Raw genomic sequence first — 18,350 nt, forward strand, 5'->3', positions numbered from 1 at the left:
ATCCGTTGCGGATCGCCGTTCTTTCGCCCGGCCTCTTGACGCAGATCGCATGCCCCCGCCGCGCCTCGCTGCCGCCTTGCGCGAGTGCCATAATCGAGCCTGCACCTCATTCCAGACGTCCCCCGGAGAATCACCATGCAGAACCTCGACAATCCTTCCCACGATCGCGAGGTAGGCAGTGCCGACGCGACGCAGGACACCACGCGTATCGACGACGTCCGCATCGGCGCCGTGCGTCCGCTGATCTCGCCGGCGCTGCTGCAGGACGAACTGCCGGTGCCGGCCGCCACGCAGACGCTCGTCGAGGACACGCGCCGCGCGATCGGCGACATCCTGCACGGCCGCGACGACCGGCTGCTGCTCGTCGTCGGCCCGTGCTCGATCCACGATCACGACCAGGCGCTCGAGTACGCCCGCCGCCTGAAGGCCGCCGCCGATGCGCTGAAGGACGACCTGCTGATCACGATGCGCGTGTACTTCGAGAAGCCGCGCACGACGGTCGGCTGGAAGGGCTACATCAACGATCCGCGCCTCGACGGCAGCTTCCGCATCAACGAAGGGCTGCGCGCGGCGCGGCAACTGCTGCTCGACATCAACGCGCTCGGCCTGCCTGCGTCGACCGAATTCCTCGACCTGCTGAGCCCGCAGTACATCGCGGACCTGATCGCGTGGGGCGCGATCGGTGCGCGCACGACCGAGAGCCAGAGCCATCGTCAGCTGGCATCGGGGCTGAGCTGTCCGATCGGTTTCAAGAATGGCACCGACGGCGGCGTGCAGGTCGCATCCGACGCGATCGTCGCCGCGCGCGCGAGCCATGCGTTCATGGGGATGACGAAGATGGGCATGGCAGCGATCTTCGAGACGCGCGGCAACGACGACGCGCACGTGATCCTGCGCGGCGGCAAGAACGGGCCGAACTACGACGCCGAGCACGTCGAGGCGAGCTGCGCGGTGCTGCGCAAGAGCGGGTTGCGCGAGCAGGTGATGGTCGATTGCTCGCATGCGAATTCCAACAAGTCGCACGAGCGGCAGATCGAGGTCGCGCAGGATCTCGCGCGGCAGCTGTCGCAGGGCGAGCACCGGATCGTCGGCGTGATGGTCGAGAGCCATCTCGAGGCCGGGCGCCAGGATCTGAAGCCGGGCGTGCCGCTGCAGTACGGCGTGTCGATCACCGACGCGTGCCTGAGCTGGACGCAGACGGAGCCGGTGCTCGACGTGCTGGCGGAGGCGGTGCGGCATCGCAGGGTGTATTCGCGCAACGCGTGAGGCGGTGTGACTGCGTGGCGGGGCCGGGGACGTCCGCCGCACGGTCCGTGCGCCGGTGACGACCGGATGCCCGTCTCCGACGTTCTCCCGATCGACATGCCGCGGCGCGCACATCCTGTCCGCACGGACATTGATCTTCATCCGTCTCGCCCCGCCTGTCACGTCGCACTCCGAACGCACGATCCGGCGAATGCCGCTACCATGAAGCCGTGTTGCACGCTGCGGTCCGGCCACGCCGGTCCGTCATGCACACACGCACTGGCGGCGCGGCTGGCCGCCACGCGACCGACGAAGCGCGGGGCGCTCACCGATCAGCCGTTGCGCCCGCGTCGCTTCGCTCCCGGAATCAACAACAACCGAACCGGAGTGCAATACATGAAGTTCTACAAGACCCTCATCGCGGCAACCGTCCTCGCATCGAGCGTCAGCGCGCACGCGCAGATCGCCGGCGCGCAGCCGCTCAGCGTGACCGTCGAGCAATCGCAGGCGCTGCTCGAAGGCTGGAGCGTGAAGAAGAGCGTGCTCGGCAAGGCCGTGTACAACGACCAGAACCAGAAAGTCGGCACGGTGCGCGACCTGATCGTCGCGCCGGACGGCTCGGTGTCGGCGGCGATCGTGTCGGCCGGCGGCTTCCTCGGCGTGGCCGCGCATGACGTCGCGGTGCCGATCGCGTCGCTCGACGTGCGCAACGGCAACATCTACCTGCCGGGCGCGACGAAGGACGCGCTGAAGGCCACGCCGGCATTCCAGTACGCGAAGGTGCCGTCGCCGCCGAAGCCGAAGAAGGCCGACGACAAGCACTGATCCACGCGGCCCGGCGCGCGACCTGCCATGCCCGGCCGGCCGCGCGCCGGCCCGCGCCACGTCGCGTCGCGCGTCGATCCATCTCGGGCGCGTCGCGCGCCCACGCTCGGTCTACGTAATTCTACGTAGCCCCGCATACGTAGTTGTGCGCTTGTAAGCTGCCCCTGTCGCGCGGAATACTACGGCCCATCGCCGCGGCATCCACGAGACGCGGCACGACGCATCGACGTCACGCGGGTTCGGCGCCTGGCCGGATCCACTCAAAACCACATTGGAGACCAGGAGACGCCATGAATCGGGCTTCCAGTACCCTGCTATGGATCGCCGTCGCGCTGCTCGGCGCATTCGCGTTCGGGACGATCGCACTCGCGCACGGCGAACGCGTCAGCGCGCTGTGGATCGTGATCGCCGCAGTCTGCGTATATCTGATCGCATATCGCTTCTACAGCCGTTTCATCGCCAGCAAGGTCATGCAGCTCGACGGGCTGCGGATGACGCCGGCCGTCCGGCACAACGACGGCCTCGACTACGTACCGACCAACAAGTACGTGCTGTTCGGCCATCACTTCGCCGCGATCGCCGGCGCCGGGCCGCTCGTCGGCCCCGTGCTCGCCGCGCAGATGGGCTACACGCCCGGCATGCTGTGGATCCTGGCCGGCGTCGTGTTCGCCGGCGCGGTGCAGGACTTCATCGTGCTGTTCATCTCGACGCGCCGCGACGGCCGCTCGCTCGGCGACCTCGTCAAGATGGAGCTTGGCACGGTGCCCGGCGTGATCGCGCTGTTCGGCGCGTTCCTGATCATGGTGATCATCCTCGCGGTGCTCGCGCTGATCGTCGTGAAGGCGCTGACGAATTCGCCGTGGGGCACGTTCACCGTCGCCGCGACGATTCCGATCGCGCTGTTCATGGGCGTCTACACGCGCTACATCCGTCCGGGCCGCATCGGCGAAGTGTCGATCATCGGCTTCGTGCTGCTGATGGCGTCGATCGCGTTCGGCCAGACCGTGCACGATTCGCCGGCGCTCGCCGCGTGGTTCACGTTCAGCGGCACGCAGCTCACGTGGATCCTGATCGGCTACGGTTTCGTCGCATCGGTGCTGCCGGTGTGGCTGCTGCTCGCGCCGCGCGACTACCTGTCGACGTTCCTGAAGATCGGCACGATCCTCGGCCTTGCGATCGGCATCCTGGTCGTCGCACCGGAACTGAAGATGCCCGCGCTGACGAAGTTCGTCGACGGCACGGGCCCGGTGTGGTCGGGCAACCTGTTCCCGTTCCTGTTCATCACGATCGCGTGCGGCGCGGTGTCGGGCTTCCATGCGCTGATCTCGTCGGGCACGACGCCGAAGCTGATCGACAACGAAACCAACGCGCGCTTCATCGGTTACGGCGCGATGCTGATGGAATCGTTCGTCGCGATCATGGCGCTGGTCGCCGCGTGCGTGATCGAGCCGGGCATCTACTTCGCGATGAACGCACCGGCCGCCGTGCTCGGCTCGACGCCGGAAGCCGTCGCGAACACGGTCACGCAATGGGGCTTCGTGCTGACGCCCGACATGCTGACGCAGACCGCGAAGGCCGTCGGCGAAACGACGATCATCGCGCGTGCGGGCGGCGCGCCGACGCTGGCCGTCGGCATGGCGCACATCCTGCACCAGGTGATCGGCGGCGAAGCGATGATGGCGTTCTGGTATCACTTCGCGATCCTGTTCGAGGCGCTGTTCATCCTGACGGCGGTCGACGCCGGCACGCGCGCGGGCCGCTTCATGCTGCAGGACCTGCTCGGCACGTTCCACCCGGCGCTCAAGCGCACCGAGTCGCTGCCCGCGAACCTGGTCGCCACCGCGCTGTGCGTGGCCGCGTGGGGCTACTTCCTGTACCAGGGCGTGGTCGATCCGCTCGGCGGCATCAACACGCTGTGGCCGCTGTTCGGCATCTCGAACCAGATGCTCGCCGCGATCGCGCTGGTGCTCGGCACCGTCGTGCTGTTCAAGATGAAGCGCGAGCGCTACGCGTGGGTGACGATCGTGCCGACCGCATGGCTGCTGATCTGCACGCTGACGGCAGGCTGGCAGAAGATCTTCGATGCGAACCCGAAGGTCAGCTTCCTCGCGCACGCGGCGAAGCTGCAGGCCGCGGTGGACGAAGGCAAGGTGCTCGCACCGGCGAAGTCGATCGCGCAGATGCAGCGGATCATTTTCAACGACTACATCGATGCGGCGCTGGCCGGCCTGTTCATCTTCGTCGTCGTGGCGATCGCGGGGTACGGGCTGCTCGCCGTGCTGCGCGCGCGCCGCGAGTCGAAGCCGACCGTGCGCGAGACGCCGTACGAAGCGATGCCGGCCGCGCAGGCGCTTGGCAGCGGACGTTAAAGGGAGGCCGCGATGTTCAGCGATCTGGGCAGCGACCTGCGCAGCGCGGGGCGTTACCTCGGGCAGGCGTTGCGGCTGATGGTCGGCCTGCCCGACTACGACACCTACGTCGCGCACATGCGCGACACCCATCCGGACCGCGAGCCGATGACGTATGAGGAATTCTTCCGCGAGCGTCAGAATGCGCGGTACGGGTCGGGGGCAGGGAAGTGTTGCTGAAGCGGGCCGGCGAAGCCGGCCGGTAAGGGCACCACCAAGGGCAGTCCGGTGACGGACCAGGAAGCGCCGCGAAGGCATTCGCGGCGCTTTTTATTTGGCGGGCCGGGGCGGGCATGTTTGCTGCCTGTCGTGGTTGCGGCGGTTGGCCCGCTTCAGCGCGGCTTGATCCGGCCGCCGGTATCATAGGGCTCTACTTTTTTCCGATGAATCCGCGCAGGAGAACCCGTCGTGCATGTCGGTGAGCGTTTCAACAGCATTTCCCATCTCGTCGGCGCGGTATTGTCGGTGGCAGGGCTGGTCGCGCTGGTGACGATGGGCGCGCTCGACCGCGATCCTTACAAGATCGTGAGCTTCAGCGTGTACGGCGCGATGCTGATCCTGCTGTACGGGATCTCGACCGCGTATCACAGCGTGCGCAACCCGCGGCTCAAGGCGATCCTGCAGAAGTGTGACCATTCGGCGATCTATCTGCTGATCGCGGGCAGCTACACGCCGTTCACGCTCGTCACGCTGCGCGGCCCGTGGGGCTGGTCGCTGTTCGGCGTCAGCTGGGGGCTCGCCGCGTTCGGGATCGTGCAGGAGCTCACGCTCGGACGGCGCACGCGCATCGTGTCGATGATCCTGTACGTGCTGATGGGCTGGCTCGCGCTCGTCGCGATCCGCCCGCTGATCCATGCGTTGCCGCCGGTGGGTACCGCATGGCTCGTGGCCGGCGGCGTCATCTACAGCGCCGGGATCTACTTCTTCATCAACGACGAACGCATCCGCCACGGGCACGGTATCTGGCACCTTTTCGTGCTGGCCGGCAGCCTGTGCCAGTTCGTCAGTGTCGCGATGTATGTGGCGTGAGCGACGCGGGACGCAGGCGAAGGCGCAGCCGCATGCGGCTGCGGCCGTGTCAGTCGGAGCAGGCGCGCCGCGCGTTCTTCGCGGTCGTCGGCGTCAGGTGCGACCGGCCGCTGGCGCGACGTTGCGCAGCGTGTTGAACCCGACCCACCCCCAGTAGACGCGATGATGCGCGATCAGCCCGTCGCGCAGATCCATCACCTCGACGAGATCGACCTGATCGCCGTCCGGCGTTTCGCGCGGATATTCCCAGGTGAGTTGCTTGCCGTTCGAAAAGAACCGGCCCGTGCGGTACCAGCGTCCGAGCCGGTTGCCCGGATTGCGCAGCCCTGCCGCGAAGAACGCGCCGATCGCGGGCTTGCCGTGCAGCACGCCCGAGCCGTGATCGGGCAGCGTGGCGACGATCAGCGGCGTTTCGAGGATCGCGTCGTCCGCGTACAGCGACATCAGCGCATCGAGGTCGCGTGCGACGACGGCGGCGTGCCAGTCTCGATGGATGCGGTGCGCATCGGTGTCGGCGTGGGTCATGGTGCGTTCCGGCAAGCGTGGATAACGGCACCACTGTATTGATTCAATGCTGCCGGACGTTTCACCGCAGGCCGAAACGTGGATGTTGCGTGCGCCGAGCGCAACCGCAACCGCGTTCCGCCGTTCGCGTCAGCCCCCCAGCGCGCCGAGATTCAGTTCATGCGACTTGCCGATCCACACCGCGCTGTCGCGATGGTCGCGCAGTTCGTCGTTGGTATTCGGATGCAGGAAGATGTCGAGCGCGCCGTGATTCAGCACGAGCCACGGCACGATGGTGTCGAACCGCGTGGCGTCGAATGCGATCTGGTACGACCAGGCCGGATGCGGGCCGACGAGGCGTTCGTGAAAGCGGCCGAGCTCGATGATCGCGCCGAACCGTTCTTCGACGACGAGGCGAAACGCCCAGGCCGCGTCGCGGCTGGCGGCGTCGAAGTAGACGTGTGCGTGCCAACTGTTGATCGCGGTGGAATCGATATCAGCCATGACGGGACTCGTGAGAGGAATAGGGAAGGCATGAGCGCCGTCACTTGCGGCGCGATGGGCAATTATCGCGCGTCCTTGTCGGACACGTCTTGTCGCGAAGCGATAAATCGGCGTGAAGAATGGTTGCGCGTCAAAGAAACCGGCGGGTTCGTTGAGGTATTTCCCGCGCGGGCCGGCATGCGCGGCATCGTGCCGCAAGCCCGGCCGGCGCGGGCTCCGAGCGAAATCGCTTCGGCAATACGTCATTTCGAAAATGGCAAAAGCGATTCGCGCACTGCATCGAATCGTCTGCAAAAACGCGATCAGGTCGTTGAATGAAATAAAGAAATTCCACTCGGGCGGCATTGGCGAGTCGCGCGCGTCACGCGCCGGCCGTCAGTGCCGAAAATATCAATTGCGGAATCGGCTATTCAAGCGCGCGGCCGCGCGACATACGATGGTTTCACCGCATCGACGTCGAAGATCGATGCGGACGCAACCATCTGGAGGCCATGATGCGATCCGTTGTTTCCCTTGCAGTGCTGTCCGGCGCGCTTGCCGCGCTGCCCGCCGCGAGCTTCGCGCAGTCCGTCGACACCGAGTGGCAGTCGAACGTCGCGCCGTGGACCTGGTCCGCGGCGCGTGCCGAAACCGACGTGCAGCTGATGCAGATGACGCGCGCCGGCTATCGCGCGACGACGGCCGGCAACCAGAACTATCCGCTCGCGATGCAGCGTGCGCTCGAACGCGTACGGAACCCGGTGCCCGACCGCTCGCGCGACGAGAAGGCCGCGATGGAAGCGCGTGCGGCCAGCGCCGCGCAGAGCGGCCATCCGGTAAAGGCGTTCTTCGTGAAGACCGCGTACTACCTGAAAGGCGAGAACACGTTCTGATGCGGGAGACGAGCATGGCATGCGCGAACCGACTCGCCGACGCGTGGCGCACGTCGACGATCCGCCGGCTGCCGCGCGCGTGCGCGACGCGGCGGCGTGACGATCCGTACGCTGCGCGGCGCCGCGCGAACGGCCATCGCGCCGCGCGCCCCGGCGCAGTCGCGTGCCGCACCGGGTTGCCGCGCTTCGACGCGGACGACGTTGCCGCGAGCGAGAGCGAATCATGAAGGCCGTCCGGAAAAGCCGTCGCCATCCGCCGCTGACGCGCGAATGGCTGCTGCCGTTGCCGCCCGCGCATGTGCGCGACATCTCGCTGAAATGCCACATGGCGCTCGTCGCGCTGCGTGGCGAGCACGGCAGCGAAACGTTGCTGATGCGGTTGCGCACGAGCGTCTACCTGGTGTTCCTCGCGCTCGACGACGCGGTATCGGCGGACGCGAGCGTCGACCTGTGCGTCGATGCGGAGCGCGTGCTGGACGCGAGCGTCGCGCGCGCGGCGGAAAGCGGCGCATGGACGCTGCACGACGACGAATGCGCGGTGCTCGAGCGCATCCTCGCCGCGAACGATGCGTGCGTCGCGACGCTCACGCGGCACCGGCTCGCCGAGCTGTGGCGTCACGTCAGTGCGTTGGCGTCGGCCGACCAGCCGGCCCTCGTCGCGCAAGCCGCGGCGAAGATGCGGGAACCGGCCGTTCTGCATTGAGCATCGTCGACGCGACCGGCGCCGCGCGATGTTTCATACCTGTCCCATTCCCCGACGCCGACGCTCGCCGTCTAATGTCATGACGGGAACCGGACGGGTTCGGTCGATGACGATCCATCGTCGCGTGGGCGATGATCGTACGTGTCGGCGTGAACGCATCCGTTTCGATCAGGAGGAGCGATGGCGCTATACAGGATCGGCGGCTACTTCACGTGCGGAAGCGGCCGCGCATTCAGCGAGAACCTGCCGCCGGGCAGCGAAGTGACGATCGCGGGCATCTATCGATGCACCGTTTGCGGCGATGAGATCGGCATTGCGAAGCGGCAGACGCTGCCGTCCGACGACGAGCATCGGCACGATCTCGATCCACCGTCCGACCCGCTGCTCGACCTCGGCCCGACGGCATGGCAATTGATCGCGGCCGCGGAGTCGAGACACTAGGCGAGCGGCGTTCGCCCGCTCATGCGTGCGCGGATGCGCGCCGCTCCCCGCACGAACGCCGACACAACCCAAGCCCGACAAAACAAAAGCGCCACGGAGCGAACTCCGTGGCGCTTCTTCGATGCCGGCCGATGCGGAGGCGCGAACCTCCGCATGGCGACACGCGCTTAAGCCGCCGTTGCCGGCTTGGCCGGCTTCTGCAGCTTGCCCTTGCCGGCGCGCTGGATTTCCTCGAGCTTGATCTCGACGTGGCGCGAGAACACGTACTCGGCCGGACGCTGCTTCGCGATCGAGATGTCCGGCGCGAACGCGCCTTCGGTCTTGATGCCCTTCCGGCTCACGGCGAACGCCTTCAGCGGATGCGCGATCGTGTCCATCACGGCGGTGGCTTCGAAGCCGCAGTGGACCATGCAGTCCGCGCACTTCTCGTAGTTGCCGACGCCGTAGTTGTCCCAGTTCGTGTCTTCCATCAGTTCCTTGAAGGTCTTCACGTAACCTTCGCCGACCAGATAGCACGGCTTCTGCCAGCCGAACACGGTACGCGCCGGGTTGCCCCACGGCGTGCACTTGTACGTCTGGTTGCCGGCCAGGAAGTCGAGGAACAGCGACGACTGGCTGAACGACCAGCGCTTGCCGCCTTCGCCGCGCTTCAGGATTTCGCGGAACAGGTTCTTCGTCTTGTCGCGGTTCAGGAAGTGCTGCTGATCCGGCGCGCGCTCGTACGCATAGCCCGGCGACACGGTGATGCCGTCGACGCCGATCGGCCCCAGCGTATCGAAGAACTTCGCGACGCGCTCGGGGATCGCATCGTTGAACAGCGTGCAGTTGATGTTCACGCGGAAGCCGCGGCGCTTCGCTTCCTTGATGGCCGCGACCGCCTTGTCGTACACGCCGTCCTGCGACACGGAATGGTCGTGCATTTCCTTGTCGCCGTCGAGGTGGACCGACCAGACGAAGTACGGATTCGGCTCGTAGTCGTCCATCTTCTTTTCCATCAGGAGCGCGTTCGTGCACAGGTACACGAACTTCTTGCGCTTCATGATGCCCTTGACGATCTCCGGCATCTCCTTGTGGAGCAGCGGCTCGCCGCCGGCGATCGACACGATGGGCGCGCCGCACTCGTCGACGGCTTCCAGGCATTCCTCGACGGACAGGCGCTGGTTCAGGATCGGGTCCGGATAATCGATCTTGCCGCAGCCGTTGCAGGCGAGGTTGCAGCGGAACAGCGGCTCGAGCATCAGCGCGAGCGGATAGCGTTTGTTGCCGGACAGGTGTTGGCGCATGATGTATGCGCCGACGCGGACTTGCTGGAGCAGCGGAATAGACAAGAGATGTCCTCCTTAAACTTCGCGGGCGACAGCTTGCGTAAGCTTCGCCGGCAACTTGAATTCGACTTTTTCCTCACGGCCCGCCATCGTCGTGACATCGACGGGCCCCAGCGCGCGCAGCGCGCCGATTACATCCTCGACCATTTCCTCGGGTGCCGACGCGCCGGCGGTCAGGCCGACCGTCTGCACGCCCGCGAACCATTCGGCCTTCACTTCCGAGCCGTCGGCGACGAGATAGCTCGGTACACCGCTTTCGGTGCCGATCTCGCGCAGGCGGTTCGAGTTCGAGCTGTTCGTCGCACCGACGACCAGCAGCACGTCGACCTGGCCGCTCAGCTCGCGCACGGCGGCCTGGCGGTTTTGCGTCGCGTAGCAGATGTCGCGCGTGTCCGGGCCGACGATGTCGGTAAACCGGCGCTGCAGCGCTTCGATGATGCCGCGCGTGTCGTCGACCGACAGCGTCGTCTGCGTGACGTACGCGACCGGCGTGTCGACCGGCAGCGTCAGCGTATCGACTTCGGCCTCGCTCTGCACGAGGATCACCTCGGCCGGGATCTGGCCGATCGTGCCCTCGACTTCCGGATGGCCCGCATGGCCGATCAGGATCAGCCGGCGGCCCGCCGCGACGTACTGGCGGCCCTGCACGTGCACTTTCGTGACGAGCGGGCAGGTGGCGTCCAGCACGTCGAGCCCGCGCGTTTCCGCGTCGCGTTCGACCGTCTGGGCGACCCCGTGCGCGCTGAAGATCGCCACGGCGCCGTGCGGCACCTCGTCGAGCTCCTCGACGAATCGAGCCCCTTTATTACGCAGGTTTTCGACGACGTGCCGGTTATGCACGATCTCATGACGCACATAGACCGGCGCACCGTGCTGTTGCAGCGCGCGATCGACGATCTCGATCGCGCGGACAACCCCCGCACAAAAGCCGCGGGGCTGGGCAAGGATGACTCGCATAAGTGAGCGAACTCCGACGACAGACGCCGGGTTCGAAGAGCTGGCACCGCTCGCTCGCCCCGGCTTGATGTTATGAAGGCAGGAACGAACCGGCCAGGCCAGGCCCCGGAACCCCGAATTAATCGCGCATTTTAACCCTATCGGGCCGTCCTTGCTCTGGTGCTGTATCGGCCGTGTTGCATCCGCCGCAGCGCCGCGTCGGCGCTCGTGCGTGCGGAACCCGGTAAACTGCGCGGTTTCGCGGGCAGCCCGTCCGGCTGCCCGGCGTCGCGCTCATTTCAAGGCCATTCGATGACCGTCGATTCTTACGCGTATTGCCCTGCCGCTGGTGCGGTCAAGGGTGTTTTCACTCCGACCCCGATTGAGATCGAACGATCCGGGGCTGCTGGCGCCGGCGTCCGGCAGGAGGCGTGCCGATGATGCTGGCGATTACCTTCCTGGTGTCCGGCCTGTCGCTGGTGATCTGGATCGTGCTGCTGGTCGCGCGCGGCGGCTTCTGGCGCGCGCGACCCGCGCGGGCCCTGCCGCCGGAAGCGCGCGGCGCCGCGGCCGAGGCCGGCTGGCCGGCGGTCGTCGCGGTCGTGCCGGCGCGCAACGAGGTCGACGTGATCGCGCAAGCGGCGACGTCGCTGCTCGAGCAGGATTATCCGGGCGACTTTCATCTGATCATTGTCGACGACCACAGCGACGACGGCACCGCCGCCGCGGCCCGCGCGGCGGCGCTCGCGATCAACCGCGCCGACCGCCTGACCGTGCTGGCCGCGAAGCCGCTGCCGGCCGGCTGGTCGGGCAAGGTGTGGGCGCAGTCGCAGGGCATCGCCGCGGTGCGCACGCTCGGGCTGCCGGCCGACTATCTGCTGCTGACGGATGCCGACATCGGCCATCCGCCCGACGCGGTGGCCCAGCTCGTCACGCGCGCGCAGGCCGAACAGCGCGATCTCGTGTCGCTGATGGTGCGGCTGCGCTGCGATTCGTTCTGGGAAAAGGCGCTGATCCCGGCGTTCGTGTTCTTCTTCGCGAAGCTCTATCCGTTCTCGTGGATCAACAATCCGCGCAAACGGACGGCCGGCGCCGCGGGCGGCTGCATGCTGGTCAAGCGCAGCGCGCTGGAAGAGGCCGGCGGCATCGAATCGATCCGCGGCGCGCTGATCGACGACTGCAGCCTCGCCGCGCAGATCAAGCATCGCGGCAGCGGCCGGCATCCGATCCGGCTCGACCTTGCCGAGCGCAGCGTGTCGCTGCGTCCGTACGACAGCTGGCGCGACATCTGGAACATGATCGCGCGCACCGCGTTCACGCAGCTCCATTATTCGCCGCTGCTGCTCGCCGGCACGCTGCTCGGGATGACGATCATCTATCTCGTGCCGCCTGTGGCCGCGCTCGCATACGGCGCGCGGGCCTGGCCGGCGTGGCTGGCATGGGCGTCGATGTGCACGGCGTATGCGCCGATGCTGCGCTATTACCGGCGCTCGCCGCTGTGGGCGCCCGCGCTGCCGCTCGTCGCGCTGTTCTACGTCGGCGCGACGTTCGCGTCCGCGTGGCGCTACTGGCGCGGCAAGGGTGGTCAGTGGAAGGCGCGGGTGCAGGCGCCGGTGGAGCGCTGAAGCGGGCCGGCGGATGCCGGCCGTCAGGACCACCGGATTGCTGAAAACAGACAGCCCGAATCGACGTGAGCCGATTCGGGCTGTTTGCTTTCCGGCCGACGTCCGGTCGCCGCTGCGCGCGTGCTTACCGCTGCGTCAGCATCATGTACATCTGAATCACGACGTCCGGCGAGAACGTGAACGGCACCCAGCCGTAGCCGGTGTGGCGCGCGACCAGCAGACGATCGCCGTTCGACTGCTTCTGCACGGCCATCATCGGGTTCTTCGTCGTCACGAAGCGCCAGCCGGCCGGGATGCCCGGCGGCGGTTCCGGCTGCATCGACGCGCGCGCATGCGCGAGTTCCTCGATCAGCTGGCCCAGCTGTTCCGGGTGCAACGTGATCGACTGGCCGTTGACGGTCAGCGTCAGTTCGTTCTGCGACGGGCGCGCGACGTGCAGCGTCGCCTTGTCCGCGGGGGCGTCGGCGGCTGCTTCGGCCGCAGGTGCGACTTCGATCGCGGCGTCGGCGACGGTGGTCGCGACGACGTCGGTGATCGCGTCGGCCGCCGCAGCGGCGACTTCATCGGCGGCAGCCGGCGCGGTGGCGTTCGTCATCGGCTCAACGGCGGACCCGACGGCCGGTTCGACCACCTCAGCCGCGACGGCCGGCTCGATGGCCAAAGCTGCCGCGTTCGTCGCGGCGTCCTTCACGACGGCTTCGACCAGCGCTTCCGCGTCGGCGATCGCCTTCGCGTGACGCTCGGCGGCCGCTTCCGCCTGCGCGATCGCGTCGGTATGGCGCTGCGCGACGGCCTCGGCCTCGGCAGTCGCCTCCGCATGGCGTTGCGCGGCCGCGTCGGCTTGCGCGATCGCTTCGGCGTGACGCTGCGTGATCGCTTCGGCTTCGGCGGTTGCCTCGACATGGCGCTGCGCAGCCGCTTCCGCTTCGGCGATCGCCTGCGTGTGACGCTGCGCGAGTGCCTCGGCCTCGGCGATCGCGGCCGCGTGGCGCTGCGTCGCGGCCTCGGCTGCGGCGGTCGCTTCCGCATGGCGCTTCGCGGCGGCTTCGGCTTCCGCGGCGGCCGCTGCATGACGCTGCGCGGCCGCGTCCGCTTCGGTCGCGGCGGCGTGATGACGCTGCGCGGCGGCCTCGGCTTCGGCGATCGCGGCCGCATGACGCTGCGACGCGGCTTCGGCATCCGCGTGGCGCTGCGCGAGCGCCTCGGTCAGCGCGGTCGCTTCGGCGTGCCGCTGGACGGCGGCCTCGGCCTGCGCGGCGGCTTCGGTGTGGCGTTGGGCGGCGGCTTCGGCCGCGGCGGTGGCGTCGGCGTGGCGCTGCTGCGCGGCATCGGCGTCGGCGGCTGCGGCCGTGTGGCGCTGCGCGGCGGCCTGTGCTTCGGCTTCCGCGGCGGCGTGACGTGCGGCGGCGGCCTGGGCTTCCGCCGCGGCGGCGCGCGCGAACGCTTCCGCGCTGCGTGCCGCCTGCTGCGCGGCGTGGTGATCGTGGAGGAGCTGATCGACGCCCGCGTTGAGCGAATCGATCTGTTCGTTCAGGTTCATGCGTGTCTTCTCTGCGTAAGACCCGCGATTTTAACCGCTGCGCCGGTGCCGGTCCGTCAGCGACGTGTAACAAAGTGCGCAAAGCGGCGTGAAATACGCCGCTTTGTGTTACTTCAGGTAGCCCGCCGAGCCGAACCAGTCGAGCGCATCGCGCAGTCCTTCGCGGTACGGACGCGCACGGTAGCCGAGCTCGCGCTCGGCCTTCGCGGACGTGAAATACATCTTGTTCTTCGACATCCGCAGCCCGTCGACGGTCACGAACGGCTCCTTCTTCGTGAACTTCGCGACGGCCTCCGCACCGACGGCGAGCGGGTAGAGCGGCCAGCGCGGCAGCGCGATCGTCGGCGCCTTGCGGCCCGTCATCTGTGCGATGTCGGCCAGCATCTGCTGCAGCGGCAGGTTCTCGCCGCCGAGGATGTAGCGCTCGCCGATCCGGCCGCGCTCGAGCGCGAGGAAGTGGCCGTGCGCGACGTCGTCGACGTGCACCAGGTTCAGCCCGGTATCGACGAACGCGGGAATCTTGCCGAGCGCGGCCTCGACGATGATGCGGCCGGTCGGCGTCGGCTTTACGTCGCGCGGGCCGATCGGCGTCGACGGGTTGACGATCACGGCCGGCAGCCCTTCGTCGGCGATCATCCGCTCGACCGCGCGCTCGGCCAGCACCTTGCTGCGCTTGTACACGCCGATCGCCTGCTCGGCGGTCAGCGGCCGGTTCTCGTCGGACGGATCGCCGGCGCTCGTGACCTTCAGCGTCGCGACGCTGCTCGTGTAGACGATCCGTTCGACGCCTTCGGCGCGCGCCGCGCGCATCGTCGCGACCGCGCCTTCGAGGTTCGCGCGCTCGATCTCGTGCGGGTCCGGCGCCCACAGTCGGTAGTCGGCCGCCACGTGCAGCAGGTAGCGCACGCCGCGCAGCGCGGCGCGCATCGACGTCTCGTCGCGCATGTCGCCGGTGACGATCTCGGCGTCGAGATCCGCGACGTTCGTGCGCGGGCTGGTCGGGCGCACCAGCACGCGCACCGCATAGCCTTTCTGCTGCGCGATGCGTGCGACGGCCGAGCCGACGAAACCGGACGCGCCGGTGACGAGAACGAGATCGCGGGAGGTATCAGTCATGCGTTTCCTTCAGGGCCGCGCGCGGGCGGCGCGGCGGTTGTGCGTCGGCGAGATTGTACGTGGTCGGCGCGCCCGGCGACGCGAGCGCCGTCCTCCGGCACGCACGCATCGCCGGGCAGCAAACCCGCAGTTGCGTGCTCGCGCGGGCGGCTGCACTGGCGACGGCGCCGAGCCGGCCCGCCGGGCCCGTGTGCGAAGCGGCCGACGCGACTACAATGCCGGGCTTGAATGGATTGCACGACGGGAGGGCGACGCGATGAGCCGCAATGAACTGGACGAACGGATCGAGACCTACTACGTGCGGGTGCGCGGCGTCGTGCAGGGCGTCGGTTTCCGTCACGCGACGGTGCGCGAGGCGCATGCGCTGAAGCTGCGCGGCTGGGTCGCGAATCTCGAGGACGGCAGCGTCGAGGCGATGATCCAGGGCCCGGGCGCACAGATCGACCGGATGCTCGCGTGGCTGCGCCACGGGCCGCCGTCCGCGCGCGTGACCGAGGTGACGTTCGAGGAGCGCCACGTCGAAAAGCGCTTCGAGCGCTTCCAGCAGCAGTAACGCGCAAGGCTAAAACAACATGACGGGGTATCCGGAGGCCGGGCGCGGCATCGCGCTCTCGGTGATGGCGTCGACGCTGTTCGCGCTGATGTCCGCCTACGCGAAACTGCTCGCGCCGCTCACGGGGCTCGACATCTTCGCGTGGCGCATCCTGTGGACCGCGCCGGGCGCGCTCGCCCTGATCGCGCTGCGCGGCCGCTGGCCGGCGCTCGTCGAACTCGTGCGGCGCGGCGTGCGCGACTGGCGCCTGCTGGTCGCGCTGCCCGCGAGCGCGGCGCTGCTCGGCCTGCAGCTGTGGCTGTTCCTGTGGGCGCCGCTGCACGGACGCATGCTCGAAGTGTCGCTCGGCTATTTCCTGCTGCCGCTGACGATGGTGCTCGTCGGCCGCTTCTACTATCACGAACGGCTCGATCCGCTGCAATGGGCGGCGGTCGCATGCGCGGCGCTCGGCGTCGCGCACGAGGTATGGGCGACGCGCGCGTTCGCGTGGCCGACGCTCGTCGTCGCGCTCGGCTATCCGCCGTATTTCGTGCTGCGCCGCCGGATCAACGCCGATTCGCTGGCCGCGTTCGCGCTCGAGATCGTGCTGCTGTGTCCGGTCGCGTTCGCGATGGTGTCGGCGAGCGCGACGCCGGTCGCCAGCCATCCGCGGCTGTGGGCCGTGCTGCTGCCGGGGCTCGGCGTGCTCAGCACGCTCGCGCTCGCGAGCTACCTGAAGGCGAGCCGGATGCTGCCGATGGCGCTGTTCGGGATCCTCGGCTACGTCGAACCGGTGCTGCTCGTCGCGGTGTCGCTGCTGCTGCTCGGCGAGACGCTGAGCGTCGCGCAGCTCGCGACGTACGGGCCGATCTGGGCGGCCGTTGCATTGACCGCGTGGCACAGCGCGATGCTGATGCGGCGCTTGCCCGCGCGCGGCTGAGCATCGCCGCCCGGCCGTGCGACGGCGGCAACGAACGTGCCGCGCAGTGCGCATTGCTTGCGTCGCGTCACGCGATGCCGGCGTCGAACCGGCATCGCGCTGATGTGCAGCTGACGTCTGGCTGGCGGCCTCGCCAGCGTTGCATCGCCGATGTCACGCCTGTAATCGAACAGAAGATTCCGTTGCACTTTGTTACTTAGGGTATCTCCCGACCGGCCGCTAGACTGATCTGACCGCCTCCTCTTCGTATGCGGCTTTTCCATGAACGGTCATTTTCGTGCCGGGCCGGCCGGGTTGGCGCGATACGAGCATACGCGTAGCGCCGCCGATCGCGTTCGCCTTCTCCCTTCCGAATCCTCCTTCGGTGCATGCCGCACCGTCGTCGTGCAGGTGCGGCCATGTCGTTGAACACGCCGCCTGCCGTCCCGATGCCGCCGACCCGTAGCGCGCGCCTGATCGAAGTCGATTTCTTCCGCGGCATCGTGCTGCTGATGATCGTCGTCGATCACATCGGCGCGAGCGTGCTGTCGCGCGTGACGCTCCATGCATTCGCGCTGTGCGATGCGGCCGAGGTGTTCGTGTTCCTCGGCGGCTTCGCGACCGCGAGCGCGTACGGCGCGATCGCCGACCGGCACGGCGCGCGCGCGGCGCAGCGGCGGTTCGTGCGCCGCGCGATGCAGATCTACCGCGCGTTTCTCGCGACGTCGACGCTGATGCTCGTCGTGTCCGCCGTGCTCGACCATTACGGGATCGACACGCCGAACCTCGCGCTCGACGACGTCAGCGTAATGCTCGCGTCGCCGCTCACGGGGCTCGCCGAACTGCTCACGTTCCAGCGCCAGCCGTATCTCGCGTCGGTGCTGCCGATGTACGTGCTGTTCGCGCTCGCGTCGCCGGTGATCGTGCCGTTCGCGCGCCGCCATCCGTGGCTCCTCGTCGCGTTCGGCGCGACGTCGTGGCTCGCGGCGGGCTGGCTCGGCCCCGAGCTGCTGGACACCGATGCGTTCCGCTGGAACTTCAACCCGTTCGCGTGGCAGCTGATGTTCGTCGCCGGCGTGCTCGCCCGCTGCCAGCCTTTCTACCGGTACGTCGCGCTCGGGCGCTGGAGCGCCGCGGCGACCGGCGTCGCGTGCGCGATCGTGCTCGGTTGTGCGAGCTACAAGCTGTTCTCGGGGCTGCCGTTGCCGGAAGGTATTCTCAAGCGCGATCTCGCGCTGCCGCGCATCGTGAGCTTCGCGGCGATTGCCTGGCTGATGGCCGACTGCGTGCGCTACGGCTGGATCGCGCGCATTGCGCGGGCCGTGCGGCCGGTCGTCGCGGTCGGCCGGCGCGGCCTGATCTGCTTCGTCGCGGGCGCGGCGATCTCGCTCGTCATCGATTCGCTGCTGCATCCGGTCGCGAACGGCGCCGAGCTGCGGCATATCGGCGTGGGCCTCGCGGCCGACGCATGCGCGGTCGGGCTGATGATGGCGGTGGCCGGTTCGGGAACGTGGTTCGCACGCCGGCGCGGCGCGGCCGCGTGAACGGTGCGGGAAAACGCGCAGGCGGCACGCAACGTGCCGCGCTGTGCGCTCAGTGAGGTGAGCCGATACGGGAGCGGGGGACGACGGTCGCGTCGTCGGATTCGGCGTCGTCGCGTTCGTCGGACTTCGGATCGTCCTGCTGCGCGAGCACCGCATCGGCTTCGGCCGCGGCCCGGGCGGCGCGCAATGTGGTGCAGCGCTGCGCGTGCCGGATGTCCGACAGTATCCTCAAGAGCCGAGTCGTCTTGTTTTTCATGATCTTCTCCCGCCAGTGCGCATCAC

21 protein-coding genes are annotated in these 18,350 nt (G+C 68.1%); 14 read left to right on the top strand and 7 right to left on the bottom strand.

The window, feature by feature from the left end:
• The first annotated feature begins 135 nt into the window (after positions 1-135).
• The 5 genes from DIE02_RS14065 (at position 136) to trhA (ending at position 5,507) form a co-directional block, all read left to right on the top strand.
• The gene (locus DIE02_RS14065) at positions 136-1,266 is read left to right on the top strand and encodes a 3-deoxy-7-phosphoheptulonate synthase (RefSeq protein ID WP_014900794.1); all 1,131 of its coding nucleotides are present in this window, start codon (positions 136-138) and stop codon (positions 1,264-1,266) included.
• A 375-nt stretch (positions 1,267-1,641) separates the two neighbouring features.
• Positions 1,642-2,070 carry a PRC-barrel domain-containing protein gene (locus DIE02_RS14075; RefSeq protein ID WP_044844971.1) on the top strand — a complete coding sequence of 143 codons (429 nt, stop codon included), beginning with the start codon at positions 1,642-1,644 and terminating at the stop codon, positions 2,068-2,070.
• Positions 2,071-2,360: 290 nt separating this feature from the next.
• Positions 2,361-4,439, top strand: coding sequence for a carbon starvation CstA family protein (locus tag DIE02_RS14080; RefSeq protein ID WP_124520108.1), 2,079 nt, complete (start codon positions 2,361-2,363; stop codon positions 4,437-4,439).
• A 12-nt stretch (positions 4,440-4,451) separates the two neighbouring features.
• Positions 4,452-4,658 (top strand): YbdD/YjiX family protein, encoded by a 207-nt coding sequence (locus DIE02_RS14085; protein WP_006766647.1) that lies wholly within the window; start codon positions 4,452-4,454, stop codon positions 4,656-4,658.
• 228 nt (positions 4,659-4,886) lie between these two features.
• Complete coding sequence (trhA, locus tag DIE02_RS14090; RefSeq protein ID WP_044844973.1) at positions 4,887-5,507, top strand: PAQR family membrane homeostasis protein TrhA; 621 nt, start codon at positions 4,887-4,889, stop codon at positions 5,505-5,507.
• Between the two features lie 93 nt (positions 5,508-5,600).
• Here trhA and DIE02_RS14095 read toward each other — a convergent pair whose 3' ends face one another.
• Both DIE02_RS14095 and DIE02_RS14100 read right to left on the bottom strand, forming a co-directional pair.
• Positions 5,601-6,032 carry a nuclear transport factor 2 family protein gene (locus tag DIE02_RS14095; protein ID WP_124529138.1) on the bottom strand — a complete coding sequence of 144 codons (432 nt, stop codon included), beginning with the start codon at positions 6,030-6,032 and terminating at the stop codon, positions 5,601-5,603.
• Positions 6,033-6,161: 129 nt separating this feature from the next.
• A complete protein-coding gene (locus DIE02_RS14100) occupies positions 6,162-6,515 on the bottom strand; it encodes a DOPA 4,5-dioxygenase family protein (RefSeq protein WP_044844975.1) in 354 nt (117 codons plus the stop codon).
• Between the two features lie 30 nt (positions 6,516-6,545).
• Here DIE02_RS14100 and DIE02_RS14105 point away from each other — a divergent pair, with 30 nt between their 5' ends.
• The 5 genes from DIE02_RS14105 (at position 6,546) to DIE02_RS14125 (ending at position 8,531) form a co-directional block, all read left to right on the top strand.
• Positions 6,546-6,833, top strand: coding sequence for a hypothetical protein (locus DIE02_RS14105; protein ID WP_124486038.1), 288 nt, complete (start codon positions 6,546-6,548; stop codon positions 6,831-6,833).
• Positions 6,834-7,009: 176 nt separating this feature from the next.
• On the top strand, positions 7,010-7,387 hold the full coding sequence (locus tag DIE02_RS14110; protein WP_124529245.1) for a hypothetical protein: 378 nt from the start codon (positions 7,010-7,012) through the stop codon (positions 7,385-7,387).
• 14 nt (positions 7,388-7,401) lie between these two features.
• On the top strand, positions 7,402-7,614 hold the full coding sequence (locus DIE02_RS14115; protein ID WP_124529140.1) for a hypothetical protein: 213 nt from the start codon (positions 7,402-7,404) through the stop codon (positions 7,612-7,614).
• Positions 7,611-8,090 (top strand): hypothetical protein, encoded by a 480-nt coding sequence (locus DIE02_RS14120; protein ID WP_124529142.1) that lies wholly within the window; start codon positions 7,611-7,613, stop codon positions 8,088-8,090. Before DIE02_RS14115 ends, DIE02_RS14120 begins: the two co-directional genes overlap by 4 nt.
• Positions 8,091-8,270: 180 nt before the next feature.
• Positions 8,271-8,531 carry a hypothetical protein gene (locus DIE02_RS14125; protein WP_124529144.1) on the top strand — a complete coding sequence of 87 codons (261 nt, stop codon included), beginning with the start codon at positions 8,271-8,273 and terminating at the stop codon, positions 8,529-8,531.
• 167 nt (positions 8,532-8,698) lie between these two features.
• Here DIE02_RS14125 and hpnH read toward each other — a convergent pair whose 3' ends face one another.
• A complete protein-coding gene (gene hpnH, locus DIE02_RS14130; protein WP_124529146.1) occupies positions 8,699-9,859 on the bottom strand; it encodes an adenosyl-hopene transferase HpnH in 1,161 nt (386 codons plus the stop codon).
• A gap of 12 nt (positions 9,860-9,871) precedes the next feature.
• Entirely contained in the window at positions 9,872-10,813 is a 942-nt protein-coding gene (ispH, locus tag DIE02_RS14135; RefSeq protein ID WP_044844980.1) for a 4-hydroxy-3-methylbut-2-enyl diphosphate reductase, read from the bottom strand.
• A gap of 416 nt (positions 10,814-11,229) precedes the next feature.
• On the opposite strand from ispH, the gene DIE02_RS14145 reads away from it, so the two are divergent.
• Entirely contained in the window at positions 11,230-12,417 is a 1,188-nt protein-coding gene (locus DIE02_RS14145) for a glycosyltransferase (protein ID WP_124520105.1), read from the top strand.
• A gap of 124 nt (positions 12,418-12,541) precedes the next feature.
• Here the strand turns inward: DIE02_RS14145 and DIE02_RS14150 are convergent, their stop codons facing one another.
• A complete protein-coding gene (locus DIE02_RS14150; RefSeq protein WP_124529148.1) occupies positions 12,542-13,957 on the bottom strand; it encodes a phage tail protein in 1,416 nt (471 codons plus the stop codon).
• Positions 13,958-14,065: 108 nt separating this feature from the next.
• Positions 14,066-15,073: a hopanoid-associated sugar epimerase gene (gene hpnA, locus DIE02_RS14155; protein ID WP_044844982.1), complete on the bottom strand. Its 1,008-nt coding sequence runs from the start codon at positions 15,071-15,073 to the stop codon at positions 14,066-14,068.
• Positions 15,074-15,329: 256 nt separating this feature from the next.
• Between hpnA and DIE02_RS14160 the strand changes: the two genes are divergently transcribed.
• The 3 genes from DIE02_RS14160 (at position 15,330) to DIE02_RS14170 (ending at position 18,068) form a co-directional block, all read left to right on the top strand.
• Complete coding sequence (locus DIE02_RS14160) at positions 15,330-15,626, top strand: acylphosphatase (protein ID WP_124486044.1); 297 nt, start codon at positions 15,330-15,332, stop codon at positions 15,624-15,626.
• 19 nt (positions 15,627-15,645) lie between these two features.
• Positions 15,646-16,545, top strand: coding sequence for an EamA family transporter RarD (rarD, locus tag DIE02_RS14165; RefSeq protein ID WP_124520101.1), 900 nt, complete (start codon positions 15,646-15,648; stop codon positions 16,543-16,545).
• A gap of 398 nt (positions 16,546-16,943) precedes the next feature.
• Positions 16,944-18,068 carry an OpgC domain-containing protein gene (locus DIE02_RS14170; RefSeq protein WP_124529150.1) on the top strand — a complete coding sequence of 375 codons (1,125 nt, stop codon included), beginning with the start codon at positions 16,944-16,946 and terminating at the stop codon, positions 18,066-18,068.
• Positions 18,069-18,117: 49 nt separating this feature from the next.
• Here the strand turns inward: DIE02_RS14170 and DIE02_RS14175 are convergent, their stop codons facing one another.
• The gene (locus tag DIE02_RS14175) at positions 18,118-18,324 is read right to left on the bottom strand and encodes a hypothetical protein (protein ID WP_044844987.1); all 207 of its coding nucleotides are present in this window, start codon (positions 18,322-18,324) and stop codon (positions 18,118-18,120) included.
• Positions 18,325-18,350 lie beyond the last annotated feature (26 nt).

It is taken from the genome of Burkholderia sp. Bp8991, from assembly GCF_003853795.1.
GTDB lineage: Bacteria > Pseudomonadota > Gammaproteobacteria > Burkholderiales > Burkholderiaceae > Burkholderia.